We start from the raw sequence: 25,804 nt of genomic DNA on the forward strand, positions 1-25,804 counted from the left end.
GGGTCCCGGTGAGTCCTTTCTGGCACTTCCCGGGACCTCCGTCATTGCCGGCCTTCACGGGGCTCCGGGTTTTCCCGCCGCTAGAATTGCGGTATGGCCCTTGATGAGCACAGCTATTCCGTCACAGTCCGGTGGACCGGGAATCTCGGAAGCGGGACCTCGTCCTACCGGGGATACTCCAGGGACCACGACATCGAGATCCCGGGACTTCCCGTCCTGAAGGGATCCGCTGACCCCACTTTTCACGGCGACAAGACGCGCTATAACCCCGAACAGCTGCTGCTGACCGCACTCTCGCAGTGCCATATGCTCTCCTTCCTTCACGTCGCCGTCCTCCACGGGGTTGTAGTCACCGCGTACGAAGACCGCGCCGAGGGAACGATGCGGACCAACCGTGACGGAAGCGGCCAGTTCGAAGGCGTCACGCTCAGGCCGCGGGTCTCCGTGGCGGAGCCGGCCGCCTCGGCGCTGATGGACCAGCTGCATAAGGAAGCCAACAAGCTGTGCTTCATTGCCCGCAGCGTTAACTTCCCCGTGCTCCACCGGGCCACAACGGTTGCCGCGGGGCAGTGAGGTAACAGGATGCGAACCCGGCACCGACGCGGCGCTAGTGTTGAAGATGAACATAAACGCCGGCGAACGCCCGCGTCCGCCGGCGCAGCCGGCCCGCAGTAAGGAGCATCCCAGCCGATGTACAGTGTGTTGTCGATCACCACGCCCGCAGCTCCCGACATCTCGGGAATCAATATCGCCGGAATCGTGATCAGCATCGGGATAGGCGTCACAGTCTGGCTCGTCGCCTCGTTCGTGATCGTCGGAATCACCAAACGCGTGGCCGCGGGCACCACGCTTTTCAAGAAGCCGCATTTCCGTTGGGTGGCCCCTGCCCTCCGCGCGCTGGATCACGAACGCAGGGTCCAGCGCGCCAACACCATCGGCTCGTTGCTGAACAGCGTGGTAGCGGCGCTCGTGGCCGTGATCACCAGCATTTATGTTCTCCAGAACCTGGACGTCAACATCGCACCGCTGCTGACCAGCGTGGGTATCCTCGGTGTGGCCATCGGCTTTGGCGCCCAGCAGCTCATTCGCGACTTCCTGGCGGGCATTTTCATCACCATCGAGGACCAGTACGGCATCGGGGACGTCATCGAGACCAGCGAGGTGGTGGGGACGGTGGAATCCATGGGCCTGAGGATCACCCGCGTCCGTGCGGACGACGGCACCATCTGGTATCTGCGCAATGGGGAGATCCTGAGGGTCGGCAACCGGTCCCAGGGAAACTATGTTCCGCCCGCCGAGACGGCCCAGGACGAACCTCATCCAGATTCCGCAACCCAGCAAAAGGCCGGAGAGTAACCATGAGCATTCCCACCCCCGAACCGCGTCAGCCCAAGATGCTGATGCAGAACGACCCCTTCAGCCGGCCCGGATACACGGACAACTTCTATGACGCAGTGGGCGGCCATGCAACGTTCGTGAAGCTGATCGATGTTTTCTACGACGGGGTGGCCTCGGACCCGCTGCTCCGGGCCATGTATCCGGAAGAGGACCTGGAGCCGGCCAAGCGGCGTTTCCTCATGTTCCTTGAACAGTACTGGGGTGGACCCACCACGTACGGCGAGGAGCGCGGCCACCCGCGGCTGCGGATGCGCCATATGCCATTCCGCGTCACCCCCGAGGCAAAGGACCGCTGGCTGCACCATATGCGTGCCGCCGTTGATGCCCTGGAACTGCCGCCGCTCTATGAAGGAACTCTATGGGATTACATGGAGCGGGCTGCGCTGTCCATGGTGAACAGCCCCTCGGGGGCCTGAAAACGGTCCGCCGTCCCTTCGTGCTCGACGGCTTTTGGGCGGCAACCTTAGAGGCCGAGCCCGGCGCCCGTGCGGGCCAGGACGTGTCCACGTGAACCGCTGAGCCGGAACCAGCGTCCCGCCCGGTAGAGCTGTTGTTCGCCGTCGGCCAGGAAGCCGAGCGTGAGGGCCCCGAAGGCGGCACCCAGCGGGAGCCCCGCACCACCTGGCAATTCGCGGCCCCACACTGCGGCGCGGGCGTTGTTGACAATCAAAGCGCCGGGTTTGTCCGGGATGATGGCGGCGATTTCGCTCATGCCAGCCTGGCCGGCCTGGCGCAGCGTTGCGTCAGGAAACGTAGCGACGGCTTCCCAACCAGTGCGCGGCGCTCCGACGCCGGCCCATGACTCGGTGACCCTCACGGACGGCAGCGGCAGCTCGACGTCGTTGTCCCCCGCCCGGGCGAGCCGGTCCAGCACGGCCGAAATCGGCACGGTGATGTCAGTCTCCGCGGGCTGAGCAAGGGCCATGGTCCGCAGCCCCAGGATCGTCGGCGTCGCCTCACCCAGCAGCCTGGGCCGAAGCACGCACACATAAGCGGCCAGCACCGGGCCGGAGGCCTGGAGGCGGATGGCGCCGTCGTCGATCGACTTGGCGCGGGTGGCAAAGGTGCGCAGATCTGCGAGGTCGCGGTGGTCGGTGAACTGCAGGGGCTGGGTTAGGACGTCAGACACAATATCGACTCTACCGGCTGTGCCTCATTGGGGCGGCGCCGGAGTCCCGTCTAAAGTCGAACCATGACTGAAGCCGATGCCGGACTGCCGGGGCCACCGCCACAGGACCCCACCTCCTCGCTCATTGAACTCCTGGACCTCGGCGAGCTTGAGGGTGCCCGGACCGATGAAGACATCTTCATGGGACCCTCCCAGCGCCAGCCGCGGCAGCGCGTCTTTGGCGGCCAGGTCCTGGCGCAATCGCTCATTGCGGCCAACCGAACCGTTGATCCCGCCCGCAGTGTGCATTCCATGCACGGATATTTCCTGCGGCCTGGCGATGCCAACAAGCCAATTACGTTCGGCGTCCAGCGGCTGCGGGACGGACGGTCATTCTCGGCCCGCAGGGTCCACGCCTACCAGGATGGAATGCCCATCCTGTCCATGATTGCTTCCTTCCAGGAAGCGGACGAGGGAATCGACCACCAGTCCCCCATGCCCGAGGGCATACCCGACCCCGAGTCGCTGCCCAGCACCGCGGACCTCCTGGGCAAGTTCGACCACCCGGTGGCCCGGCACTGGGCCTATGAGCGTCCTTTTGATATCCGGCATGTGAACCCGCCGCTGTACGTTTCGGCCAACGGTGAAAGGGAAGCCCGCAATGCCGTCTGGATGAAGACTTTCGGGCCGATGCCGGACGACGCCAACACACACCGCGCGGCGCTTGCCTACGCCAGTGACTACACGTTGCTCGAATCCGTCCTGCGCAGACACGGACTCAGCTGGATCACGCCGGGGATGAGCGTCGCAAGCCTTGACCACGCCATGTGGTGGCACCGGCCCGTGCGCGTCGATGAATGGCTGCTGTACGTCCAGGAATCCCCGAGCGCCCAGGGCGCGCGCGGCCTGGCCACGGGAAAGATCTTCAGCAGGGACGGTCTGCATGTTGCCACTGTGGCCCAGGAGGGCATGGTGCGTGTGCCCGCAGACGTCACAACCGAAGTGGCGGGCGCTTTGCAGCCGAAGCCCATGCAGCATCAAATGAGCGAGGCGGAACGCGGCTGATCAGGGTTATCGCGAATCCATGACATGGCGAAGGCCGGCTCCCGTGGGAACCGGCCTTCGCCATCACAAGCTAGTCGCGGGTGAGGCGACGGTGGGTCACGCGGTGGGGCTTGGCCGCGTCGGGGCCCAGGCGCTCAACCTTGTTCTCCTCATACGATTCGAAGTTGCCCTCGAACCAGTACCACTTCGAAGGGTTCTCCTCGTCGCCTTCGTAGGCGAGGATGTGGGTGGCCACCCGGTCCAGGAACCAGCGGTCGTGAGAGACCACAACGGCGCAGCCGGGGAATTCCAGCAACGCATTTTCCAGGCTGCTGAGTGTCTCGACGTCGAGGTCGTTGGTCGGTTCGTCAAGGAGCAGCAGGTTGCCGCCCTGCTTGAGGGTCAGGGCGAGGTTCAGACGGTTGCGCTCGCCACCGGAGAGAACACCGGCCTTCTTCTGCTGGTCCGGACCCTTGAATCCGAACGCCGCCACGTAGGCACGTGACGGCATTTCAACGTGGCCCACCTGGATGTAGTCAAGGCCGTCGGAGACAACTTCCCACAGGGTCTTGTTCGGGTCGATGCCGCCGCGGCTCTGATCAGCATAGGAGATTTTGACCGAGTCGCCGATCTTCAGATCGCCGCCGTCAAGCGGTTCCAGGCCCACGATCGTCTTGAACAGGGTGGTCTTGCCGACGCCGTTGGGACCAATGACGCCGACGATGCCGTTCCGGGGAAGCGTGAAGGAGAGGCCGTCGATCAGGGTCCGGTCCTCGAAGCCCTTTTGCAGGTTCTTCGCTTCCAGCACCAAGCCGCCGAGGCGGGGTCCCGGCGGAATCTGAATCTCTTCGAAGTCGAGCTTCCGGGTACGGTCCGCTTCTGCGGCCATTTCCTCATAGCGGGCCAGCCGGGCCTTGGATTTGGTCTGGCGGCCCTTGGCGTTTGAACGGACCCACTCGAGTTCTTCGGTGAGGCGCTTGGCCTGCTTGGCGTCCTTCTTACCCTGGACTTCAAGCCGGGCGCGCTTCTTCTCCAGGTATGTGGAGTAGTTGCCCTCGTACGGGTAAAGGTGGCCGCGGTCCACTTCCGCGATCCATTCGGCCACATGGTCGAGGAAGTACCGGTCGTGGGTGACCGCAAGGACGGCACCCGCGTAGCTGGAGAGGTGCTGTTCCAGCCAGAGAACGCTTTCGGCGTCGAGGTGGTTGGTGGGCTCGTCGAGCAGGAGGAGATCCGGTTTCTGCAGCAGCAGCTTGCACAGAGCCACGCGGCGGCGCTCACCACCGGAGAGAAGGGTGACGTCAGCATCGGGCGGCGGGCACCGCAGAGCGTCCATGGCCTGCTCAAGCTGGGAGTCAAGGTCCCAGGCATCGGCGGCGTCGATGGCTTCCTGGAGCTGGCCCATTTCCTCCAGGAGGGTATCATAGTCCGCGTCCGGGCTGGCCATCTCCTCAGAGATCTCGTTGAAGCGCTGGATCTTCCCGTAAATCTCGCCTACGCCCTCCTGGACGTTGCCGAGAACGGTCTTCTCCTCGTTCAGCGGCGGCTCCTGAAGGAGAATGCCCACCGTGTAGCCCGGGCTAAGCCGCGCCTCACCGTTGGAGGGAGTGTCCAGGCCAGCCATGATTTTCAGGATGGTGGACTTACCGGCACCATTCGGCCCAACGACACCAATCTTGGCGCCAGGGAAGAAGGACATGCTTACGTCGTCGAGAATGAGTTTTTCGCCAACAGCCTTACGGGCCTTGGTCATTGTGTAGATAAATTCCGCCATGGTTCCAAATCTAGTGGGTTGGCGGGGATATCTCACATTCGCGGCAACCGATAACGTCAGCCGGGGCTCCGCCCTGTTGGCCATTCCGCTGCCTCGGAAGCGTCCGGGGCGGCAAGGCTCAGGCTGGGGTGCCCACGAAGCACTTGCCGTTCGCCAGGACGGGCAGAACAGTGACCACAACGGCTCCGTCGCGTATCTGCCCAATCACACAGTCCTTGCCTTGCAGGGCGGCGGCCTCCAGGGAATCAACGTCCAGGCCTGTGGGGGTGCGGCTTGCGGACACCTGCAAAGACGCCGCGGGGATGCCGGCGCCCGTCAGGGCTGATGCCACCTGATCCTTATCCGGCTTTGGATTGGCCGCAACAACCGTACGGAGAGCCGCTGCAACCGTTTCCTTCAGTCCGGACGTCGCCGGATCCATGCCGGTTCCGGTGGGCGGTACTGCGGGCTGCGTCGACTTTGGCGACCCCGGCTGCGAAGCTTTTTCAGATGCAGAGACAGAAGCAGCGGCCGCCGGTGCGGGGCCCGCGGCCGGCGCCGACGCTGCTGAAGATGTCACCGCTCCGCCGCCGCTACAGCCCGCAACAGCGGCCAGAAACAGGGCCGACACAGCCAGGCGCACTGAGGCATCCACGGCTCGCAGCCTTTGTCCGGACTGTTCCTGGAGTGCGTTTGCTGGGGTCACTGTGCCATTCTGCCATGCGGCGCCGCAGGGGATGGCGCCTCGTTGGCCTGCGGCGGAGCGGCGCCGGATCAGGCCGCGGCGTCTGTGAGCTCGCCCGTCCCGGTATCGAGGTGGAGGAGGCCACCGTTGTCGTCATCCATGTAGATCTCTTCCGGCCCGGCGTCGGGGTCCGCGCCAGCGGACTCGGCTGGACTATGGGCGTCATCCCGGGGGTCCCCGTCTTCCTGGGATCCGGGGTCCTGGTCTTCGGGGTCCGGGTTCTCCCCCAAGGATGAAGGCCGGACCTGGCCGCCGGCGGCTTGGGGAGAGTTTCCGGCAGTTCGAATAAAGTTCGCCGATCCCCACATGAGGTCATGCCCAACAGACTCGGCATCGATTTCCGCGACGTGGTAAATGCGGCCGTCCTTTTCCCAGCTCCGCATCTTGAGCCGGCCCACGATGATGACGCGCTGCCCCTTCTTGATGCTGCAGCCAATATTTCCCGCGAGCTGACGGTAGCCCTGGACCGTGAACCAGTTGGTGTTCCCATCGATCCAGGAGCTGGAGGCACGGTCGAAACGCCGGTCCGTCGACCCAAGCCGGAAAGACGCGGTGGCGACTCCGCCCGGCGTCGTGGAACTTCTGATCTCCGAGGCGACGAAGCCCCGGACCGTGATGCTGTCAGTCATCTTTGCTGTCCTGTCTCGAGTTGGATGCCTACTAAGCAGGCATCTTCAGCTTGGCGCGGGTGCATTCGGCCGACGAGGGCAGACTTTTCCTATGTGCAAAACAGTGGCTCAGAGATGACTGTTGGGGACAAGTGACAAATAGACGTCCCTGCCTGATCAGCCCACGGTGCGGGGCACTGTAAACTTTTCTAGGCGCCACCGGAATGGCCCGGATGCGCACGTGCCCCAGTAGCTCAGGGGATAGAGCAGCGGCCTTCTAATCCGCCGGTCGGGGGTTCGATTCCCTCCTGGGGCACAAATGTGGTGAGTCGGGACACCTTTACGGATGTGTCGGGTCATCGTTGACACCCCGGTCTTCGGACCGGGGTGTTTTTCTTTGCCTGCGGATCCACGGAACAGCCAAAATTTCGAACAATCAACGGACCGGCTTGCCACCCGTTTCACCCTAAGCATGCTTATGATTTCACTGTGGCGCCGACTCCTTTGATGTGGTGCCGGCGCCACATCTGCCCCAGGCGGGAAAATTGCACGGGCTTACGGGAGAGGATGAACCGCATGACACTAGAACCGCAGGGCTACGATCCCCACGAAGCAGAGGCGACGCCAGGAGAGCCAAGAGGACCAGGAGCAGCCGGCCCCACTGGACCTGCCGCGACTGGAGAGCAGCCAGGCCCCGGCGGGGTCACGGGAGAAGTTCCCGGCACCCCGGCGCGCCCTGGGGGCACAGTTGCCGGCGGCCAACCAACCGGCGTCCCGGCCGGAGAAGAGCGACACGTAACGCGCGCAGGGATGGTCTGGGCGGCAGTCGCCACCGCGTTGGTGGTGATGGTGCTGCTTATCGTCTTCATCCTGCAGAACCAGGAATACGTGCAGGTGAAATACTTTGGGCTCGAAGGGGCCGTGCCGCTCGGCATAGCTCTTTTCATCGCGGCCGTTGGCGGCGGCATATTGGTGGCGGTCGCCGGCGCGGCCCGCATTATCCAGTTGCGGGCAGTGGCACACCGCAGGCGGGTGCTGGCCCAGCGGATGCGCTAAACGCCGCCGGCATGGCTTGCCCTGCTCCAGCCCGGCTAATTGGCGGACCGCTACGGAGCGTTCTTAGCGATGGGTCGGGTCGGCCCGGTGCCCTTCGGGTGTTTCATCGAGTTCTGCGATGTCAGGCTCAATCGTGGCCGCGAGGTCGCCGGCAATGGAACCGCGGGCGCCTTCAGAGCGCGGCCGTACCGTGCCGTCGTCGCCCCTGGCGGTGGCATCCTCGTCTGGAATCTCAGTCATGTGCCCAAGCTAAACCCGTTGCTGTTCGCTGTCGAGAGCCTGCGCGAGAACGCCACGAGCCCTGGATGGCCGCTCGGGCGTGTGGGGACCCTGCTTTCGCCGCCGGCAGAGAGGGTGCTCCGCGCGTCCGCTGACCCGCCGGTCAGATCACGGGTCGCGTGGTGACGGGCTCGTCGGACTTGCTGAACAACTGCTTCGTCTTGGGGTCCAGGAAAATCAGGTACAAGGCAAACATGAGGGCGATGATCGCCGCGGCGTTGCGGGCTAGAGCCAGCGGAAGCCCCAGATCCTCGGTCTGCAGGTAGGGGAAAACATCCAGCTGGTCGGAGATGGCGTAGACCATAAAGAACGAGACGATGAAGTACAGGGCTTTGACCTGCCAGTCGTCACGGATGCCGGTCACGGCAAAGAGCGGGATGAGCCAGACGATGTACCAGGACTGGATCATCGGAGCCAACAGGACAACGGCGGCAAAAGCCAGCGTGAGCCGGCGCATCAAGCGGTCGTAGTCGCCACGGAAGATCTGCCAGGCGATGATGCCGACGGCAAGGAGCTTCCCGGCGTCATAGACCCATTTGGCGAGGCCCCAGCCGTCGAGCCCGAAGGCATTGGAGATGGACGCCACAACGAGGCCCAGCAGCCCCACGGGCGCGTACCAAATCCAGATGCTCCCTGGTGCTGAGAGTCCGTTGATCCAGCCGAAACCGAACCCATTGACGAGGCTCATGGCATACAGCAGTCCAAGGCTGAGGCCGGCGGTCAGTCCCCAGAACAGGATCCTGCGAAGCCAGCCGGCATTCTTCCCGGCCCACAGCAGGCCGATGAACGGCAAGAAGACGATGGTGATGGGCTTGACTGCGATGGAGAGCGTCACCAGGACAATGCCGAGGACCACCCGCCGGGTGGCGCAGTAGTACAGTCCCGCGAGGGCGAGTCCGATCATTAGCGCGTCATTGTGGACGCTCGCGATGAAATTCGTCAGGAACAGCGGGTTCGCCGCGGTCAGCCACAGCGCGCGGTGCGGGTTGACCCCGTGGAGCTCGGCGAGTTTAGGCACATAGACCACGCACAGGATGATCCCCGCCAGCGCCGCCAGGCGGAACAGCATGATGCTGGCCTCCGGCTGGACATTCGTGGACCAGACGACGAACTGCTCGATCCACAGGAAGAGCTGGCCGTAAGGGACGGGAGCTTCGGTCCACATTTTGTCGGCACCTAGCTGAAAATAATTCGACAGCGCTGAGATCCCGTTTTCGTATGGGTTGAAGCCCTCGACCATCAGGCGGCCCTGGCCTATGTAGGCGTAGACGTCGCGGCTGAAGAGCGGTACCGAAAACATCATGGGAAGTCCCCACAGCACCACGGCCTGCAGTGTCGCCTTGCGTGCACCGGCTCCCCAGACGCGGACCCGTTGGCCGAGGCGAAGCCACGCGCGCACAAGCAGCATGCCCCCGACCGCCAGCAGGACGATGGACAAGGCCACCCCCATTGCCTCGGTCCGCATCCAGATGAACAGCGGGAGGCGGCGAAGCTCGGAGACGGGGGCGAGCCAGCCAACGCCCAACGACCCGATGGCCATGAACATCGAGCCGGCGAAGCCCGCGAGCAGCGCCGAAAGGGCATTGTCCACTTCCGGAGCCGATGCAGGTGACGTAGCGGCGGCCACCTTCCCCGCAGTAGGTCCAGGCGCCGTCATCTCAGGAACGTCCAATCAGTCGTGGGGCATATTTCCACCCTGTGACAGCCGGGCAGACCGGCCCTGGTGGGGCCGCGGCAGGCGAAAAAAGCGCACCGCCACGTACCCGAAATCCTAACACCGGCCAGCTCTTCGGCGGCGAAACGGTAGGCTGGGCCAGTGCCTATAACTAACGAACGCATCGTCTGGATCGACTGCGAAATGACCGGCCTGGACCCCAAGAACGACGCCCTCATAGAGGTAGCGGCCCTGGTAACGGACTCAGAATTGAACATCCTGGGCGACGGCGTGGACGTGGTCATACGTCCCGATGACGCGGCCCTGGCCCAGATGAACGACTTCGTCCGCGACATGCACACCCGGTCCGGCCTGCTGGAGGAGCTCCCCCACGGCAAGACCATGGCCGAGGCCGAGGCCGCCCTCATGGAATACATCGCGAAGTGGGTTCCGGATCCGCGCAAGGCACCGCTGGGCGGAAACTCAGTGGGCACCGACCGCGTTTTCCTTGCCCGCGACATGCCCGCCGTCGTCGAACACCTCCACTACCGGGTCATTGACGTAAGCACCATCAAAGAGCTGTCGCGGCGCTGGTTCGCGCGTGCCTACTTCCAAGCGCCCGCCAAGCATGGCGGCCACCGCGCGCTGGGCGACATCAGGGACTCCATCGACGAGCTCCGCTACTACCGGGAAGCGATCTTTGTCCCTGCCCCGGGGCCGGACAGCGCCACCGCGCAGCGCATCTCCAAGGCCGTCATGGGCTCCGCCGGAGCGCCTGAGGAAGTTCCCGCGGAAGCTCCTGAAATGTAATCTGCGCCACGTTTGCGGGAAATTTTGGCCAAAAGGTCAAAAGTGGCCAAAACACCCGCCGAAAGCAGGTAAGCTATTTGACGTTGCCTTTTCGGACAGCCAGCTAGCTGGAGAGTCCGATCCAGGCACGTGGTGGGCGTAGCTCAGTTGGCAGAGCGCCTGGTTGTGGTCCAGGAGGTCGCGGGTTCAACCCCCGTCGCTCACCCTCACAAGGGACTGGCAGGTCCTTTTACAAAGGCCGCACCGGATATCCGGTGCGGCCTTTGTTGGTTTTAGCGGGAGTCTTCATTGGGGTGCTGTCCGATCGCTCCCCCCTGATAGATTTCCGCACAGCACCCGCACTGCATCACGTCATCCGCACTGCACCAAGAGGAACAACTGACATGACCGTTCTGCCGATCACCATTTGGGGCGAGCCGGTTCTCCATCGCCGGGCCACCGAAGTGGAGATCTTCGACGACGAACTTCGCACATTGGTCGCGGACATGTTTGAGACCAATGACGCCGCCAATGGTGTTGGGCTGGCTGCGCCCCAGGTCGGGGTGGGCAAGCGCCTGTTTGTCTACAGATTCGCCAACGACGACGGAGTTCCTCCGACCGGCGTTGTGGTGAACCCCGTGTTGACGCTTTCCAAGGTCTCCGGCGCGCTGCCCGACCCCGATGAGGAAGTGGAGGGCTGCCTGTCTTTCCCAGGCGGCCAGTACCCGCTCAAGCGCGCGGAATGGGTTCGCGTGCAGGGTTTCGACGCCGAGGGCAATCCGCTGGAGTTCGAAGCCACCGAGTGGTTTGCCCGGATCATCCAGCATGAGTACGACCACCTCGACGGAAAGCTGTACGTGAACCGGCTCATCGACCGGTATGCAAGGAAAGCCATGAAGCAGGCCAAAAAGAACGGCTGGGGCGTTCCCGGCCTCACTTGGATGCCCGGCGTCGACCCCGATCCGTTCGGTCATTGACCTGAGTAACCCGGAACGATGGTCCGCTGCTGGGGGCAGGAGTCCAGTACGCGTTTCATGGCGTCTTTCTCAGCCTGCGTGACCCAGAGCCCGTAAGCGGCCTTCACCGAGATCTGGCGTGCCACGTAATGGCACCTGAGGGTCTTGTTCTTCGGCAGCCAGCTCGCAGCATCCGAAGCGCTCTTTTCCTGGTTGGCCGGCCCGTCGGCGGCCACCAGATTCAGAGGATTGTTGGCCAGGCTCTCACGTTGCTGCCGAGACAACTGCTGGGCACCCTTTTGCCAGGCGTCCCCCAGTGCCACTACGTGGTCGATCTGCACGGTTTTGCTGCTCTCGGCTCCGCGACGGAAATTGACGACAACCCCGGTGTAAGGCTCGCGGAGTTCCCCGCTCGCCACTTTGCAGCGGGAACCCTCGGTGAACACGACACCAGCCAGATCGCGCCGCAGGATGTCGTTGCGCGTGTCGCAACCGTTGTGGTCAACGTCCGACCATGCTTGGCCGAAGGCGGTCCGGTCGTAGTTGTCGCTGGATGCCCGGCCCTTGACCGGTAGCGACTCCAGCACTGTTGAGGCGGGACCCGGAGGGACAGGGTGCACCGCGGCGACCGGCTTCATCCAGCCGGGAGCCAGCACTGGCGCTTCACTGGGTCCGGATATCGAGGGTTCGGCGACTGCGAATTGCCCGGCGGTGAAGAACCAGATGACCGCTGCGACCAATCCCGTGGCCAGGACCAGCAGCACGGCCCATGCCTGGCGTGAGCGGCGCCGGGCGCGCTGATAAGCCGTCCAGCTCGCGGTCACGGGAACTTGGCGCGTAGGTGTTTGGGTATCACCCAAAAGAGCCTAGGCCGGACCCCTGACAACCAGACCGCTATCCACAGTGTGGAGGAAAGGTTATTGCTCCTTCATCACACGCTTCAGATCTTCGGTGGCAAGCTCCAACAGCTCTTCGAGCTGCCGGACCCTGTCGTCGCCGATCTCTCCCGCGGCATGGGCCACGCGTGCCTGGTCGAGCAGTCGGTTGGCTTCCTTATGGTTCTTCCGCGCCACATCGAGTGCGTGTTCCAGCGTGGTTTCATGTTCGAGAGTCGATTCGTGTTCCATGAGACCATTCTGGTTCCCTTTCCCGGCTGATTCCAGAGAATCAGCCGGGAATTTGCCGGGATGCCGGTCGCGGGGGCTAGATGGCGGCGATTGCTTCCAGAACCGCAGCGGGTTCCTTGGCAGGATACGAAGGCGGATTCACTCCGGCCATTTCCTCCATGACCCGGACAACCTGGCAGCTGTAGCCGAACTCGTTGTCGTACCAGACATAGAGAACCAGATTTTTGTCGCTGGAAATGGTGGCCAGGCCGTCAACGATGCCGGCACGGCGGGAGCCGACGAAGTCGGTGGAAACCACCTCAGGTGAATCGATGTAATCGATCTGCTTGCGCAGTTCCGAGTGCAGGGACATCTGCCGCAGATAGTCGTTGACTTCTTCCTTGGTGGTGCCGCGCTCCAGGCTGAGGTTGAGGATGGCCAGGGAGACATCCGGGGTGGGGACGCGGATGGAACTGCCTGTCAGCTTGCCCAGCAGCTCCGGCAATGCCTTGGCGACCGCCTTGGCGGCGCCCGTTTCGGTGATGACCATGTTCAGGGCCGCCGAACGTCCCCGGCGGTCACCCTTGTGGAAGTTGTCGATGAGGTTCTGGTCGTTCGTGAACGAGTGGACAGTCTCAACGTGCCCGTGAACCACACCGAACTTGTCATTGATGGCCTTCAGCACCGGTGTGATGGCGTTCGTGGTGCAGGACGCGGCGCTGACGATCTTGTCCGAGTCCAGAATGGTGTCGTGGTTGATGCCGTGGACGATGTTCTTCAGCTCACCCTTGCCGGGGGCCGTGAGGAGGACGCGGGCAACACCCTTGCTCTGGAGGTGCTGGGACAGCCCTTCGGCGTCGCGCCAGCGGCCGGTGTTGTCCACCACTAGTGCGTCCCTGATGCCGAACGCCGTGTAGTCCACGGTGGCCGGGTTGTCGGAGTAGATGACCTGGACCTGGACGCCGTTGGCCGTGATGGTGTTGGCCTCGGTGTCCACCTTGATGGTGCCTTCGAAAGAGCCATGCACCGAGTCCCTGCGCAAAAGGCTCGCGCGCTTGGCCAGGTCGTTGTCGGAGCCGCGGCGGACCACGATTGCACGAAGGCGCAGGCCATGACCGCCGCCGGCCTTTTCGATGAGCAGGCGCGCCAGGAGCCGGCCGATCCGGCCAAAACCGTAGAGCACGACGTCGGTGCTGGTGCGGTCGTCGCCGCCCCGCTTGCCCACCACATCGGCAAGCTCGGCGCGCAGGAATTCCTCCAGGCTGCTGCCATTGGCCTCGGACTTGAACTTCTGGTTCAGTCGCGCGATGTCGATTGCTGCGGCGCCCAGCTCCAGATCGGCGAGGGCAGACAGCAACGGGGCGGTCTCCTCCAGGAGCAGCTCGTCCTTGCTCATCCTGCGGGCGAACCGGTGCGCCTTCAGGATGTTCATGGTGGACTTATTGATCAGGCTGCGGCCGTGGATACTGGTCACCACGTTGTTCTCGCGGTATAGCCGGCCGATCACCGGGATCATGGCCTCGGCAAGTGCCTCGCGGCCCATCCACGTATCAAGACAAGAATCTGACGTCTGACTCACAGAACTACCTTCCTTGGGTCAACCACATACGTCCTCGTATACGGAAGTCGGCCACCGGAGATGATCCGGGGCACAGGCGTCGGCGGGGATTCGGTCCACCCCGGACGCCTTGGAGGAGCGCAAAGAAAAAGCCACCGGCTGCAAACGCAGACCCGGCGGCCGAACTCCCGCGTTCACTGTCCATTCTAGGGCTGGAACGCCCAACAGCGCGGCCCGAAAAGCGTGAAGTCACTCACATGTGCCCTGGGTGGGTTGGGTGGATGGGTTGACCGATACGCCGGGTTCTGTGTTCCCGTGCCGTTGCCGGCGCGGGAGTAGCGGCCATCCATCTACGAACGCCGTTGCCGACGCCCTCCAGCGGCCTACCCGGACACTCGGGCGAGCAGCCCTCAAACGTGTCCTGTATGGCCTTGCTCCGGGTGGGGTTTACCTAGCCTTCCCGGTCACCCGGGAAGCTGGTGGTCTCTTACACCACCGTTTCACCCTTACCTGGTCTCCGGTCCGTGCGGGCACGTGCCGAAGCCGGGCGGTCTGTTTTCTGTGGCACTGGCCTGCGGGTTACCCCGAGTGGGCGTTACCCACCACCCTGCTCTGCGGAGCCCGGACGTTCCTCGAGTCACCGAAGTGACGCGCGACCGCCTGGTCAACCCATCCGCGCTCTATTCTACGGGCTAGTCCGCCCTCCAGGTTTCGCCGCCGGGCCACACACACATTAATCCGGTGTGGTGAGAGAATGGATCAAGGTTCAGCTCTGATAACAAGGAGGGGATCGCAGTGGATTCCATCAGCCTTTTCGCCACCGTCGTGGTTGTGGTCCTGTTGCTCATCGTGGCCAGGATGTCCATCCGGATAGTGCGGCAGTTTGAACGCGGTGTGCTGTTCCGGCTGGGCCGGATCGTCGGCGTGAGAGCACCGGGCTTGCGGTTCATCATTCCGGTCATCGACCGCCTCCCGCTGGTCAGCCTGCGAATCGTCACCATGCCCATCCAGTCCCAGGGCATCATCACGCAGGACAACGTCAGCGTGGATATCTCCGCGGTGGCGTACTACCGCGTGGTGGACCCTGTGAAGTCCGTGGTAACCATTGAAAATGTTGCAGCGGCAATCGACCAGATCGCACAGACCACACTCCGGAAAGTCGTGGGCCGCCACAGCCTGGACCAGACGCTCTCGGAGACGGAGCGCATCAATAGCGACATCCGCACTATTCTCGATGAGCTCACCTTGGCCTGGGGCGTTGAAGTGACCTTGGTGGAGCTGAAGGATATCCAGCTGCCAGAGAGCATGAAACGCGCCATGGCCCGCCAGGCCGAGGCAGAGCGCGAGAAAAGGGCCAAGATCATCGCCGCCGAGGGCGAATCGATCGCGGCCGCAGCCCTTGGAGACGCTTCGGACACCATGATGGCCCATCCCCTGGCACTCCAGCTGCGCAACCTGCAATCCCTGGTGGAAATCGCCGTCGACAAGAACTCCACCGTCGTCTTCCCGGCGCCGCTGATGAGCACCATCGGCGAACTCTCGGCATTCCTGGCCCGCGAGACCCAGGCGGCCGCCTCCGCCCAAAAACCGCCCGCTTCGGCCACACCGGTCAAGGCCGCATAGGCCCGCCCGAACGGGACTCCCGCGCGACGGGGGCCGGGCCGTTGCCGTCCCGGTAAGATCGTACGGTGCTAATTCTGCTGCCGCCGTCCGAAGGCAAGACCCCCGCAAGCCAAGGCGACGCCGTCGACTGGAACTCCCTCAGCTTCCCTGGACTCAATACGTACCGGGCGAAGGTCCTGGAGGCCCTGGGGACCGTCAGTGCTCACGAGGATGCCCTCGCCCTGCTGGGCGTCGGAGCATCCCTGAGCGCCGACGTCGAACGCAACACCCGGCTGCATACCGAACCAGCGGCGCCGGCCCACCGCGTCTATTCCGGCGTCCTCTACGATGCTCTCGGCTACCAGTCCATGACGGCCCGCCAGCGGCGGAAGGCCGATGAGTCGGTACTGGTCATCTCCGCCCTTTGGGGGGCCATCCGGTTCAATGACCGCGTGCCCGCCTACCGGCTGTCCATGGGAACGTCACTGCCCGACGTCGGACGCCTTGCGTCCTTCTGGAAACCGCAGATCGCCGAGGCACTCACTGCGGCCACCGAGGGCGAGCTGCTGGTGGACTGCCGCTCCAGCACCTACGCGGCGGCGTGGGTTCCGCCGGCGCAGCGGACTGTTTCAGTGAACGTTTTCACCGAGGCCAATGGCGTCCGCAAGGTTGTCAGCCACTTCGCCAAGCACACCCGCGGGGAGCTGGCCCGGCACCTGCTGACCCGCCGGGGCGCCGCCCCGCGGAATCCCGCACAACTCCTGAAGGCTGCGCGCGAGAACTGGAGCGCCGAACTCGTCGAGGGCACCCCGCGTAAAGCGCACGCCCTTAACATCGTCCTGCCCAACTAACTCGCAGTAGATGTCGTTATGAGCGCCCATAACGACATCTAATGCGAGCCAGTTGGGAGGCCTAGGACCACTCGGCGGATCGCACCAGGATGCAGCCGGAGTCGGGGCAGAAAACGATGTCATCCTCAGCGGCGGCCTTGATCTCCGCAAGGTCCCCCGGGCTCAGCTGCATGCCGGAGCCTTCGGACTTGCCGTGGAAGAGCCGGGCCGCCCCCACGCCACGCTTGGCCAGGGTTTTGTCGTAGATGGCCAGCAGGCCGGCGTCGAGTCCGGCTGCGAACTCCGCGCGGCGCCCCTTGACCGCGGAAGCCTCGTGATCAACCTCGCCCAGGGCGGCATCAAGCTCTGCCCGGATCACGGCGAACGATCCCTGAATATCGTCAACGATCTTCTGCTGGGCGGACTGACGTTCGCGGAGACCTTCCAGCCGCTCCATAACCTCCAGCTCGACATCCTCAAGGCTGGAGAGCCGGCGGTTGAGCGAGGCGATATCGCTTTGCAGCGCCATAAGGTCTTTGGACAGGCCGGTTCCGCTGTTGAGCCTGGCTTCGTCGCGCTGAATCCGGGAGGACACCTGCTCCACATCCGCTTCGGCGCGCTTGAGTTCCAGTTCAGCGTCGTGGACCGCCATTTTGGCAGCTCCGAGCTCGCCGTTGGCCACGCTGAGGGCGGCTTCCAGATCGGTGATCCGGGGATCGTTTTCCAGGGTGCGGCGGCGGTTGGACAGGGACTTGAGCTTGGCGTCCAGTCCCTGCAGTTCGAGCAACTTCAACTGTTCCGCCGGTGCTGCCTTGGCCACTATTACCTCCGCTTGTTCCCAACCGGCCGAAGCCGGGCACCGGACCGGCGCAGTTTAGACTCTAGTCCCCGCCCGGAGTCAGAATGAAGTCCCAGGGATCGCTGTTGGTGGTACTGACGCGGATCTCGACGTCGTGCCCCTGGTCCTGGAGGACATTTCCCAATGCCTCGGCCGCCGCGGGCAGCCAGAGCCATTCACTCGCGAAATGCGAAACGTCGATGAGGTACGGCCTGTCGTTAACCGCGTCCTCGCGGGCTTCCGACGCCGGATGATGACGCAGGTCCGCCGTGACAAAGATGTCCGCATTGCTCGCGCGGACCTCGTTGAAAAGGGAATCGCCCGCACCGCCGCAGACCGCGACGCGCCGGACCAGCCCATCCTTGGCGCCGGAGACCCTGACGCCGCCGGCCACGGATGGAAGGATCCCGAACACACGCGCGGCGAAGTCGCCCAGTGTCATGACGTCCTCAAGGTCGCCCACGCGTCCGATGCCTTCTTCCGGCAGGCCGTTCGCGGACGGGGCAAGCGGCACAACGTCGTGCAGACCCAAGGCGTCGGCCAGGACGTCCGAAACGCCGCCGACGGCTGAGTCACCATTCGTGTGCACCGTCAGCAGGCCGGTCCCGGATTCGATCAGCCGGTGCACGGCCCGGCCCTTGGCCGAGGTGGCCGCCACGGAAGTGACCCCTTTGAGCAACAGGGGGTGATGGGCGATCAACAGCTCAGCACCCCACTCGATCGCTTCCTCGATGACATCCAGGGTTGCGTCGACGGCGAACATGATCCGGGTGATGGGGCTCAAGGGGTGGCCGGCCACCAGGCCCACCTCATCCCATTCCTCCGCCAGGGATTCAGGCCAGAGTTCCTCCACCGCCAGCAGGATCTGGCCGAGCGTGGGCGCGTCCGGCACTTCAGCGGCGGCGGGTCCCGACGTGGTTCCGGCCGCTTCTGAAACGTCGGTGTTCACAGATTCCATAACCTCATTTTTACCCTATCCGCGGGCGGCCCCGGCACCCGTAACACTCTCGTAAGGTGGATGGGGAATCAACAGCGTGCTTCAACCATTGAAGAGGACATGAAAACTTTTGTGCTTGGCGGAGGCTGCTTCTGGTGCCTCGACGCCGTTTACCAGAAGACCAGGGGCGTGACCTCGGTGGTGTCCGGCTACACCGGCGGCCACGATCCGTCCCCCGACTACTACTCGGTGTGTGAGGGGAACACCGGCCACGCCGAAGTGGTGGCAGTGAGCTTTGACGAGGCTGTGATCCCTGCGGAGGTCATTCTGGACATGTTCTTCGCCCTCCACGACCCCACCACGCTGAACCGCCAGGGCTACGACGTTGGCACCCAGTACCGCTCATCGATGTTCTATCAGACCACTGAGGAAAAGATCCTTTTCCAGGAGGCCATCGAACGGAACCAGTCGCTGTGGGCTCATGAGATCGTGACGGAAGTCAGCCGGCTGCCGCAGTTCCACGTGGCTGAGCAGTTCCATCAGAACTACTACGCAAAGCATCCGGAGCAGGGCTACTGTCAGGTGATCATCAACCCGAAGCTGGCCAAGGCCCGGAAATATTACTCTTCATGGCTTAATGCTTAGCAGCGGTCCTGCACCCATCGTTAGGCTGACCTCAGTATTCGCTCTTCAGAGAACTCTTCAGAGATAGGCACAAATACATGGCACGGATCTACGACGACGTCACCCAGCTGGTTGGCGGCACTCCGCTGGTTAAGCTCAACCGGCTGACCGAAGGCCTTGACGCCACGGTTGCAGTGAAGCTTGAGTTCTACAATCCGGCCAACAACGTCAAGGACCGTATCGGCGTAGCCATCGTTGACGCAGCGGAAAAGTCCGGCGCCCTGAAGCCCGGCGGAACAATTGTCGAAGGGACCTCCGGGAACACGGGTATTGCCCTCGCCATGGTGGGCGCCGCCCGCGGCTACAAGGTCATTCTGACCATGCCGGAGACCATGTCCACCGAACGCCGCGTGATGCTGCGTGCCTTCGGCGCGGAAATCGTCCTGACGCCGGGCTCAGAGGGCATGCGTGGCGCCGTTGAGAAGGCACAGGAGATCGTGGCCAACACGGAAAACTCCATCTGGGCCCAGCAGTTCGCCAACGAGGCCAACCCCGAGATCCACCGCACCACCACCGCTGAGGAAATCTGGGCGGACACCGACGGCAAGGTTGATATTTTCGTGGCCGGCGTGGGCACGGGCGGCACCATCACCGGCGTCGGACAGGTCCTGAAGGAACGCAAGCCGGAGGTCCAGATCATTGCCGTCGAGCCCAAGGACTCCCCGATCCTGAACGGCGGAGCCCCCGGCCCCCACAAGATCCAGGGGCTCGGAGCCAACTTCATCCCGGAAATCCTGGACACCAATGTCTATGACGAGGTCCTCGACGCCACTCTCGAGGACTCCGTGCGGGTGGCCCGTGACCTCGGCAACAGGGAAGGCATCCTGGGCGGCATCTCCTCCGGAGCGAACGTTTGGGCCGCCCTGGAACTGGCCAAGCGCCCGGAGAACGCCGGTAAGCTCATTGTTGCCGTCGTGTGCGACTTCGGTGAGCGTTACATCTCCACCGTGCTCTATGACGACATCCGCGGCTAAGTCTTAGCCGGCCCTCCTCCGTTTCCTGTAGAAAGGTCTTTGTGAGCTTCTTCGCAAGACTGAAGGAAGACCTCGATGCCGCCCGGTCGCACGACCCGGCGGCTCGAGGCTCTTTTGAGAACTTTTTCGCCTACTCCGGCCTGCACGCCATCTGGGCGCACCGACTCACCCACAGGCTCTGGCAAAACCCCTCGCTCCGCTTTCCGGCGCGCCTGATTTCCCAACTCGCCAGGTTCCTGACCGGGATCGAGATTCACCCCGGAGCCACCATCGGCAGGCGTTTCTTCATCGACCACGGCATGGGCGTTGTGATCGGCGAAACCGCTGAAATCGGCGAGGACGTGATGATTTACCACGGCGTGACCCTCGGCGGCCGTTCGCTGGCCAAGGTAAAGCGCCATCCCACCATCGAGGACCGCGTCACCATCGGGGCGGGGGCCAAGGTCCTTGGCCCCATCGTCATCGGACGTGACAGCGCCGTCGGTGCCAACGCCGTCGTCGTCAAGGACGCCCCGCCGGAGTCCATCATCACGGGTGTCCCGGCCACATGGCGGCACCGCGACGCGCAGCGGGAGACCAAACCCGCCGTCGACCCGGCCGAGTACTACATCGAGTACCGGATCTAGCGCGAAAACCGCTTGTAAATGCTCCACAGCACAACGTCGAACACCGTGTCGGGCAGCAGACGGCGCAGCGTCAGGATAGCCCGGGCGCCCTTGCCCACCGGATAGCGGGTCTTGGGACGCGCAGAGGTGGCCGCGTGAACGATCGCGTCCGCGATGACTTCCGGGTGCGTGGACATGGCGGAGCCGTCAGTGGAAGCCAGGGCCGCGGCCACGATCCTCGCCTGGTCCATGTAGGGACCGTGACCGGACGTTGCCAGCAGGCTCTCCCCTGAGATGGCCCCCCATTCGGTCTGGGTGCCTGCCGGTTCGATGATGGCGACCTTGATTCCATGCGGCTTGAGCTCGAGCCGCAGCGAATCGCTGAGTCCCTCAACGGCGAACTTGGTGGCGTGGTACCAGGCGCCGAGCGGCTCGTACATCTTGCCCCCGATGGAGGACACGTTGATGATCCTCCCCTGCGCCGCCGCGCGCATGGCCGGAAGCACCAGCTGGGTCATGCGCGCCAGGCCGAAGACGTTGACGTCGAACTGCCGCCGGCCCTCCGCCAGTTCCACTTCCTCCAGGGAACCGTAGGAGCCGTAGCCTGCGTTGTTCACCAGGACATCGATCCGGCCGTGCGCCGCCAGGATCCCTTCGACGGCCGCGGCCATGGACTCCTCGTCGGTGACGTCCAGCGCCAGCACCCGCACGCCGAAGGCCTTGAGCGGCTCCATCTTCTCCACGCGGCGCGCCCCGGCGTACACGGTGAACCCACGCCCGCTGAGCTTCTTGGCGGTTTCAAACCCGATTCCGGTGGAAGCGCCGGTGACTAAAGCTACTGGCTGGGGCATTTGGGAACTCCTTGTACGCGATGTGGGCCGAAACGCGGACGGCCGGCGCCTCCCAGAGTATCCGGGAAGCGCCGGCCGTCTGTGCAGCGCGGGAGCGTTTTGAAGCTAGTGGGTGTCCACTGCCTCAATTTCGGACTTGTCTTCGCCCCACAGCGTGTGGAAGGTGCCCTCGGCATCAATGCGGCCGTAGGTGTGGGCGCCGAAGAGGTCGCGCTGGCCCTGGATCACGGCGGCGGGCAGGCGCTTGCGGCGCAGGCCGTCATAGTAGGCCAGCGATGAGGAGAACACCGGTACCGGGATGCCCAGCTGCACGGCAGTGGACACCACGCGGCGCCATGCCGGCAGGACATCGGCGATCGCTTTGGTGAAGGCCGGCGCGAAGAGCAGGTTGGCGGGCTTGTCAGCGGCGGCGTAGGCCTTCGTGATCTCCTTGAGCAGTTCGGCACGGATGATGCAGCCGCCGCGCCACAGGGAGGCGATCTCGTCCAGCTTGAGGTCCCAGTTGTATTCCGTGGCTGCGGACCTCAGCATGTCCAGGCCCTGGGCGTAGGAGACGAGCTTGGAGGCGTACAGTGCCTGGCGCACGTCCTCGACGAAGGTGTCCGGCACCTCAACGGCGAGTTCCTCGCCGGCGAGCAGCTCCTGGGCCAGCTTGCGCTGTTCCGCCTGGGAGGACAGGGCCCGTGCGAAGACGGATTCGGCGATGCCCGACGTCGGGGATCCCAGCTCGAGGGCGGAGATGACCGTCCAGCGTCCGGTGCCCTTCTGGCCGGCCGCGTCCACCACGACGTCGACGAACGGCTTGCCGGTCTTCGCGTCGACGTGGCCGAGGACCTCGGCGGAGATTTCGATCAGGAAGGAGGCGAGCTCGCCCTTGTTCCATTCGGCGAAGATCTTCGCCTGCTCGGCCGGTTCGATGCCGGCGCCGGAGCGGAGGAGATCAAAGGCCTCGCCAATAACCTGCATGTCCGCGTATTCGATGCCGTTGTGGACCATCTTGACGAAGTGGCCGGCGCCGTCGGTGCCGATCCAGGCGCAGCAGGGCTTGCCATCGACGTGGGCCGCGATCTTTTCCAGCAGCGGTCCGAGTGCGTCGTAGGACTCCTTGGAGCCGCCGGGCATGATGGAGGGGCCGTTCAGCGCGCCTTCCTCGCCCCCGGAGACGCCGATGCCGACGAAGTGCAGGTCCTTTTTCGCCAGCGCGGCCTCACGGCGGCGGGTGTCCTCGTAGTGCGAGTTGCCGGCGTCGATGATGATGTCGCCCGCTTCGAGGAGCGGCTCAAGCTGCTCGATCACGGAGTCGACGGGCTTGCCGGCCTTGACCATGATGAGGACACGCCGGGGCTTTTCCAGGGAGTTGACAAGCTCCTGGAGGGTTTCGGTACGCACAAAGTCGCCCTCGTGGCCGTGCTTCTCGAGCAGCGCGTCAGTCTTCTCTACGGACCTGTTGTGCAGGGCAACGGTGAAGCCGTTACGGGCAAGGTTGCGGGCGAGGTTGGCCCCCATCACCGCAAGGCCGGTGACACCGATGTGTGCTGACATCAAAACTCCAATTCATCTTTTTACAAGGTGCGCCTTCAGTCCCGCACTGTTGCGGAACGCGCTGTTAGAACCAGTGGCTGTCAATAAACCATATGTATTTCCCCGGACAACGGGAAAGTTGCGCCCACGTAGTGGAAGGTGGCGCGTCACAAACAGTCTATGATGCGGACTGTCTCAGCACCTGCTGTCTGTGCCCGCTGCCCGTGCGCGGGGTCCGCCTCCGGCCGGTTGCTGCGGGACGGCGCAGGCTGACACGGCCGGCGGTGTGCTCCGGCCCGATTATGCTTACCACTATGTCAACCAGCCTCCACCATCGTGCCATTGAACATCTGGGAACCCGCATCGTGGGCGGCGCCCTCCCTACCGGGCACGTAATGCTGGCCGAGCAGCTCGAGGATGAGCTGAAGGTTTCACGATCGGTGGTCCGTGAAGCGGTGCGGGTGCTGCAGTCGCTGGGCCTGGTGGAGACCATCAAGCGGGTTGGCATCCGGGTGCTTCCCGCCAGCCGCTGGAACCCGTTCGATCCCCTGGTCATCCGCTGGCGGCTGGCCGGCGAGGGCCGCGGCGCCCAGCTCAGGTCCCTCGCGGAGCTGCGTTCCGCCGTCGAACCCGTCGCTGCCGAGCTGGCCGCCGCCAACGCGCCGGAGGAGATCAGGCGGGAGCTGGTGGATGTGTCGCGGGCAATGCGCGACGCCGGGCAGGCCGGCGACGTGCCCAGGTTCCTGGAACTTGATATCCATTTCCACTCCCTCCTGCTCACCGGCTCCGGCAATGAGATGTTTGCCAACCTCGTGGGCCAGGTGGCCGAGACCCTGACCGGCCGGACGGTCCACGGACTGATGCCGGACCACCCCAGGGAAACCGCACTGCAATGGCATATGGACGTCGCCGAAGCCATCGCCGCCGGTGACAGCGCCGCAGCGCGGGAAGCCTCCAGCCACATCATGCGCGAAACCATCACCGAGATGGAGTCCAGCTGGCGGGACCAGCCCCGCGTCTTCATCCCCCTCCCACCCACTTGAACAGCAGGATCTTTACCCCTCCCGGGCCGGGCTGAAGTCCAGCAGCACTTTTCCGGATTCGGCCGAGTTCCTGGCCACCTCAAACGCCTCCAGCCCGCGGGCCAGCGGGAACTCGTGCGTGACCACGGGGTCCACAAAGAGCGTGCCGTCGGCAAGTGCCTCGATGACCTGGTCGATTTCGTTATTGAAGCGGAACGAGCCCAGCAGCTCCAGCTCACGCGTGATCGCCAGTGAGATCGGCACGGGCTGGGGCCCGGTGGGCAGCAGGCCCACCATTACCACGGTGCCGCCTCGGGCTGCGCCCTGAATGGCCGAGGCCAGGCCGTGATGGCTGCCGGAGGATTCGATGACGACGTCGGCCTCCACCGCCGCGATGGCCTCGGCGCCGCCCGCGGCGAGCACCTCGTCCGCGCCAACGGCTGAGGCGATTTCCAGCGGTTTGGCGTGCATGTCGACGGCGACGATTCTGCCGGCGCCGGCCCGCTTCAGGACCGCGATAGCAAGCGCACCAATGGGACCGCTGCCGATGACCAGGACCGTCTTGCCCGCGACGTTGCCGGCCCGGGCCACCGCGTGCCAGGCAACTGATGCTGGCTCGATCAGCGCCGCCGTGCGCAGGTCTATGCCGTCCGGCAGCGGACGGAGCATCCGCACCGGCAGGTTCACGTACCGGCTGAACGCGCCGTCGGTGTGCGGGTAGCGGGCGGCGCTACCGAGGTAGGTGCACCCGGGTGAGAGGTTGGGCCGGTCCGCAGGGAAGCGGGCCGCGCCGGGCGCCGGAGTTGCCGGATGCACCGCGACGGCGGTCCCCGCGGCAGGGCCACCGCCGTCGGCCGCGGCGCGGACAACGGTCCCGGAAATCTCGTGCCCCAGCACCAGCGGTGCCTTCAGGATGGACTCCCCGGCAGCGCCGTGGAGCCAGTAATGCAGGTCGGAGCCGCAAATGCCGCCGTAGGCCACTTCGATGACGGCCTCGTCCGGGGCGGGCGCTGCAAGCGGCACGTCGTCGATCCGGAGGTCGCCGGCGGCGTAGGCCACCACCGCCGGACCAGAGGCTGGAAGGGCTGTGCCGATGGACACTGTTGACGTTGCCATCAGACCACCACCGTCATTCCGCCGTCGATGAAGATGGTCTGGCCGTTCACGAAGTTCGAACCGTCGGATGCCAGCCACACGGCCGGTCCGGCCAGGTCCTGTACGGTCCCCCACCGGTGCGCCGGGGTGCGGTTCAGGATCCAGGCGTTGAAGTCCTCGTCATCCACCAGGTTCTGCGTCATTTCGGTGTGGATGTAACCCGGGGCGATGCCGTTGATCTGCAACCCCGAGCCCGCCCACTCCGCCGTCATGGCCCGGGTCAGGTTCCGCAGCCCGCCCTTGGCCGCCACGTACGGGGCGATGGTGGGCCGCGCCAGGTCTGTCTGGACCGAGCAGATGTTGATGATCTTGCCGTGCCCCCGGGGAATCATGTGCCGGGCCGCCTCCCGGCCCACCAGGAACGCGCTGGTCAGGTCCGTGGAAATCACCCGTTCCCAATCGCTGACGTCCAGCTCAAGCATGGGCACACGGTGCTGGATGCCGGCGTTGTTCACCAGGATCTCCAGCGGCCCCACATTCTCCTCCACCCAGGCCACGCCACGGGCAGCGTCGGTGTCTTTGGTGACATCAAACGCGCAACTGTGGATCCGGCCCGGTGCGTACTCGGCCGCCATCGCGGCTTCGGCGCTCTTCAGCCGTTCGGCGTTGATGCCGTTGAGCACCACGGTGGCGCCAGCGTCCGCCAGCGCCCGGGCCAGCGCATTGCCGATTCCCCGGCTCGATCCGGTCACCAGGGCGACCCGGCCTGTCAGGTCAAAAAGTGCACTCAT

General features: G+C 64.4%; 28 protein-coding genes, 2 tRNA genes and 1 other RNA gene. 15 read left to right on the plus strand and 16 right to left on the minus strand.

From position 1 onward, the window contains the following. Nucleotides 1-93 precede the first annotated feature (93 nt). The 3 genes from ACP4XC_RS15210 to ACP4XC_RS15220 all read left to right on the plus strand — a co-directional run bounded on the left by ACP4XC_RS15210 (nt 94) and on the right by ACP4XC_RS15220 (nt 1,814). Nucleotides 94-573, plus strand: coding sequence for an OsmC family protein (locus tag ACP4XC_RS15210; protein WP_427171083.1), 480 nt, complete (start codon nt 94-96; stop codon nt 571-573). A 117-nt stretch (nt 574-690) separates the two neighbouring features. Continuing rightward, the gene (locus tag ACP4XC_RS15215) at nt 691-1,356 is read left to right on the plus strand and encodes a mechanosensitive ion channel family protein (protein ID WP_427171085.1); all 666 of its coding nucleotides are present in this window, start codon (nt 691-693) and stop codon (nt 1,354-1,356) included. 2 nt (nt 1,357-1,358) lie between these two features. Further along, nucleotides 1,359-1,814 (plus strand): globin, encoded by a 456-nt coding sequence (locus ACP4XC_RS15220; protein ID WP_427171087.1) that lies wholly within the window; start codon nt 1,359-1,361, stop codon nt 1,812-1,814. 47 nt (nt 1,815-1,861) lie between these two features. Here the strand turns inward: ACP4XC_RS15220 and ACP4XC_RS15225 are convergent, their stop codons facing one another. After that, nucleotides 1,862-2,527, minus strand: coding sequence for a hypothetical protein (locus ACP4XC_RS15225; RefSeq protein ID WP_427171089.1), 666 nt, complete (start codon nt 2,525-2,527; stop codon nt 1,862-1,864). A gap of 63 nt (nt 2,528-2,590) precedes the next feature. On the opposite strand from ACP4XC_RS15225, the gene ACP4XC_RS15230 reads away from it, so the two are divergent. After that, a complete protein-coding gene (locus ACP4XC_RS15230; RefSeq protein WP_427171091.1) occupies nt 2,591-3,571 on the plus strand; it encodes an acyl-CoA thioesterase in 981 nt (326 codons plus the stop codon). Between the two features lie 70 nt (nt 3,572-3,641). Here the strand turns inward: ACP4XC_RS15230 and ettA are convergent, their stop codons facing one another. From ettA to ACP4XC_RS15245, 3 genes are all read right to left on the minus strand, one after another. Further along, entirely contained in the window at nt 3,642-5,324 is a 1,683-nt protein-coding gene (ettA, locus tag ACP4XC_RS15235; protein WP_427171092.1) for an energy-dependent translational throttle protein EttA, read from the minus strand. 118 nt (nt 5,325-5,442) lie between these two features. Then, nucleotides 5,443-5,745, minus strand: coding sequence for a DUF6993 domain-containing protein (locus ACP4XC_RS15240; protein ID WP_427175125.1), 303 nt, complete (start codon nt 5,743-5,745; stop codon nt 5,443-5,445). Nucleotides 5,746-6,077: 332 nt separating this feature from the next. Further along, nucleotides 6,078-6,677, minus strand: a complete 600-nt coding sequence (locus ACP4XC_RS15245) for a single-stranded DNA-binding protein (protein WP_427171093.1) — start codon at nt 6,675-6,677, stop codon at nt 6,078-6,080. A 222-nt stretch (nt 6,678-6,899) separates the two neighbouring features. On the opposite strand from ACP4XC_RS15245, the gene ACP4XC_RS15250 reads away from it, so the two are divergent. After that, nucleotides 6,900-6,972: transfer RNA gene (locus ACP4XC_RS15250), tRNA-Arg, on the plus strand. Between the two features lie 260 nt (nt 6,973-7,232). Beyond that, nucleotides 7,233-7,712 carry a lipopolysaccharide assembly protein LapA domain-containing protein gene (locus ACP4XC_RS15255; protein ID WP_427171094.1) on the plus strand — a complete coding sequence of 160 codons (480 nt, stop codon included), beginning with the start codon at nt 7,233-7,235 and terminating at the stop codon, nt 7,710-7,712. A 63-nt stretch (nt 7,713-7,775) separates the two neighbouring features. Here the strand turns inward: ACP4XC_RS15255 and ACP4XC_RS15260 are convergent, their stop codons facing one another. Both ACP4XC_RS15260 and mptB read right to left on the minus strand, forming a co-directional pair. Continuing rightward, nucleotides 7,776-7,952: a hypothetical protein gene (locus ACP4XC_RS15260; RefSeq protein WP_427171096.1), complete on the minus strand. Its 177-nt coding sequence runs from the start codon at nt 7,950-7,952 to the stop codon at nt 7,776-7,778. A gap of 142 nt (nt 7,953-8,094) precedes the next feature. Beyond that, entirely contained in the window at nt 8,095-9,648 is a 1,554-nt protein-coding gene (mptB, locus tag ACP4XC_RS15265; protein WP_427171098.1) for a polyprenol phosphomannose-dependent alpha 1,6 mannosyltransferase MptB, read from the minus strand. Between the two features lie 159 nt (nt 9,649-9,807). Between mptB and orn the strand changes: the two genes are divergently transcribed. The 3 genes from orn (at nt 9,808) to def (ending at nt 11,411) form a co-directional block, all read left to right on the plus strand. Then, nucleotides 9,808-10,455, plus strand: coding sequence for an oligoribonuclease (gene orn, locus ACP4XC_RS15270; protein ID WP_427171100.1), 648 nt, complete (start codon nt 9,808-9,810; stop codon nt 10,453-10,455). 132 nt (nt 10,456-10,587) lie between these two features. Continuing rightward, a tRNA-His gene (locus tag ACP4XC_RS15275) sits at nt 10,588-10,660 on the plus strand. Nucleotides 10,661-10,838: 178 nt separating this feature from the next. Next, nucleotides 10,839-11,411: a peptide deformylase gene (gene def / locus ACP4XC_RS15280; RefSeq protein WP_427171102.1), complete on the plus strand. Its 573-nt coding sequence runs from the start codon at nt 10,839-10,841 to the stop codon at nt 11,409-11,411. On the opposite strand, the gene ACP4XC_RS15285 is transcribed toward def, so the two are convergent. The 4 genes from ACP4XC_RS15285 to rnpB form a co-directional block, all read right to left on the minus strand. Beyond that, on the minus strand, nt 11,405-12,214 hold the full coding sequence (locus tag ACP4XC_RS15285; RefSeq protein WP_427171104.1) for an HNH endonuclease family protein: 810 nt from the start codon (nt 12,212-12,214) through the stop codon (nt 11,405-11,407). The genes def and ACP4XC_RS15285 overlap by 7 nt on opposite strands. A 93-nt stretch (nt 12,215-12,307) precedes the next feature. Further along, nucleotides 12,308-12,517, minus strand: a complete 210-nt coding sequence (locus ACP4XC_RS15290) for a hypothetical protein (RefSeq protein WP_427171106.1) — start codon at nt 12,515-12,517, stop codon at nt 12,308-12,310. A gap of 76 nt (nt 12,518-12,593) precedes the next feature. Beyond that, a complete protein-coding gene (locus tag ACP4XC_RS15295) occupies nt 12,594-14,075 on the minus strand; it encodes a glyceraldehyde-3-phosphate dehydrogenase (protein WP_427171108.1) in 1,482 nt (493 codons plus the stop codon). A gap of 257 nt (nt 14,076-14,332) precedes the next feature. Further along, nucleotides 14,333-14,726: RNase P RNA component class A (rnpB, locus tag ACP4XC_RS15300), an RNA gene on the minus strand. Between the two features lie 186 nt (nt 14,727-14,912). On the opposite strand from rnpB, the gene ACP4XC_RS15305 reads away from it, so the two are divergent. Beyond that, nucleotides 14,913-15,677, plus strand: a complete 765-nt coding sequence (locus tag ACP4XC_RS15305; RefSeq protein ID WP_427175126.1) for a slipin family protein — start codon at nt 14,913-14,915, stop codon at nt 15,675-15,677. 65 nt (nt 15,678-15,742) lie between these two features. Further along, nucleotides 15,743-16,507, plus strand: coding sequence for a YaaA family protein (locus ACP4XC_RS15310; protein ID WP_427171110.1), 765 nt, complete (start codon nt 15,743-15,745; stop codon nt 16,505-16,507). 61 nt (nt 16,508-16,568) lie between these two features. Here the strand turns inward: ACP4XC_RS15310 and ACP4XC_RS15315 are convergent, their stop codons facing one another. Both ACP4XC_RS15315 and ACP4XC_RS15320 read right to left on the minus strand, forming a co-directional pair. Beyond that, the gene (locus ACP4XC_RS15315; protein ID WP_427171112.1) at nt 16,569-17,306 is read right to left on the minus strand and encodes a zinc ribbon domain-containing protein; all 738 of its coding nucleotides are present in this window, start codon (nt 17,304-17,306) and stop codon (nt 16,569-16,571) included. Nucleotides 17,307-17,367: 61 nt separating this feature from the next. Then, nucleotides 17,368-18,282, minus strand: a complete 915-nt coding sequence (locus tag ACP4XC_RS15320; RefSeq protein WP_427171114.1) for a Nif3-like dinuclear metal center hexameric protein — start codon at nt 18,280-18,282, stop codon at nt 17,368-17,370. A gap of 99 nt (nt 18,283-18,381) precedes the next feature. Between ACP4XC_RS15320 and msrA the strand changes: the two genes are divergently transcribed. The 3 genes from msrA (at nt 18,382) to epsC (ending at nt 20,545) form a co-directional block, all read left to right on the plus strand. After that, nucleotides 18,382-18,906, plus strand: coding sequence for a peptide-methionine (S)-S-oxide reductase MsrA (gene msrA, locus ACP4XC_RS15325; protein ID WP_427171116.1), 525 nt, complete (start codon nt 18,382-18,384; stop codon nt 18,904-18,906). 77 nt (nt 18,907-18,983) lie between these two features. Continuing rightward, nucleotides 18,984-19,919, plus strand: a complete 936-nt coding sequence (gene cysK, locus ACP4XC_RS15330) for a cysteine synthase A (RefSeq protein ID WP_427171118.1) — start codon at nt 18,984-18,986, stop codon at nt 19,917-19,919. A 41-nt stretch (nt 19,920-19,960) separates the two neighbouring features. Beyond that, the gene (epsC, locus tag ACP4XC_RS15335; RefSeq protein ID WP_427171119.1) at nt 19,961-20,545 is read left to right on the plus strand and encodes a serine O-acetyltransferase EpsC; all 585 of its coding nucleotides are present in this window, start codon (nt 19,961-19,963) and stop codon (nt 20,543-20,545) included. Here epsC and ACP4XC_RS15340 read toward each other — a convergent pair. Next, nucleotides 20,542-21,375, minus strand: coding sequence for an oxidoreductase (locus tag ACP4XC_RS15340; protein ID WP_427171121.1), 834 nt, complete (start codon nt 21,373-21,375; stop codon nt 20,542-20,544). The two genes, epsC and ACP4XC_RS15340, sit on opposite strands and share 4 nt — an antisense overlap. A gap of 105 nt (nt 21,376-21,480) precedes the next feature. Then, nucleotides 21,481-22,917 (minus strand): NADP-dependent phosphogluconate dehydrogenase, encoded by a 1,437-nt coding sequence (gene gndA / locus ACP4XC_RS15345; RefSeq protein WP_427171123.1) that lies wholly within the window; start codon nt 22,915-22,917, stop codon nt 21,481-21,483. 293 nt (nt 22,918-23,210) lie between these two features. Here gndA and ACP4XC_RS15350 point away from each other — a divergent pair, with 293 nt between their 5' ends. After that, nucleotides 23,211-23,939: a FadR/GntR family transcriptional regulator gene (locus tag ACP4XC_RS15350; RefSeq protein ID WP_427171125.1), complete on the plus strand. Its 729-nt coding sequence runs from the start codon at nt 23,211-23,213 to the stop codon at nt 23,937-23,939. Between the two features lie 12 nt (nt 23,940-23,951). On the opposite strand, the gene ACP4XC_RS15355 is transcribed toward ACP4XC_RS15350, so the two are convergent. Together ACP4XC_RS15355 and ACP4XC_RS15360 are read right to left on the minus strand one after the other, a co-directional pair. After that, a complete protein-coding gene (locus tag ACP4XC_RS15355) occupies nt 23,952-25,034 on the minus strand; it encodes an L-idonate 5-dehydrogenase (protein WP_427171127.1) in 1,083 nt (360 codons plus the stop codon). Next, nucleotides 25,034-25,804 (minus strand): SDR family oxidoreductase, encoded by a 771-nt coding sequence (locus ACP4XC_RS15360; RefSeq protein WP_427171129.1) that lies wholly within the window; start codon nt 25,802-25,804, stop codon nt 25,034-25,036. Before ACP4XC_RS15360 ends, ACP4XC_RS15355 begins: the two co-directional genes overlap by 1 nt.

The organism is Arthrobacter sp. 92 (assembly GCF_050260325.1).
In the GTDB taxonomy this organism is placed as follows: Bacteria; Actinomycetota; Actinomycetes; order Actinomycetales; family Micrococcaceae; genus Arthrobacter.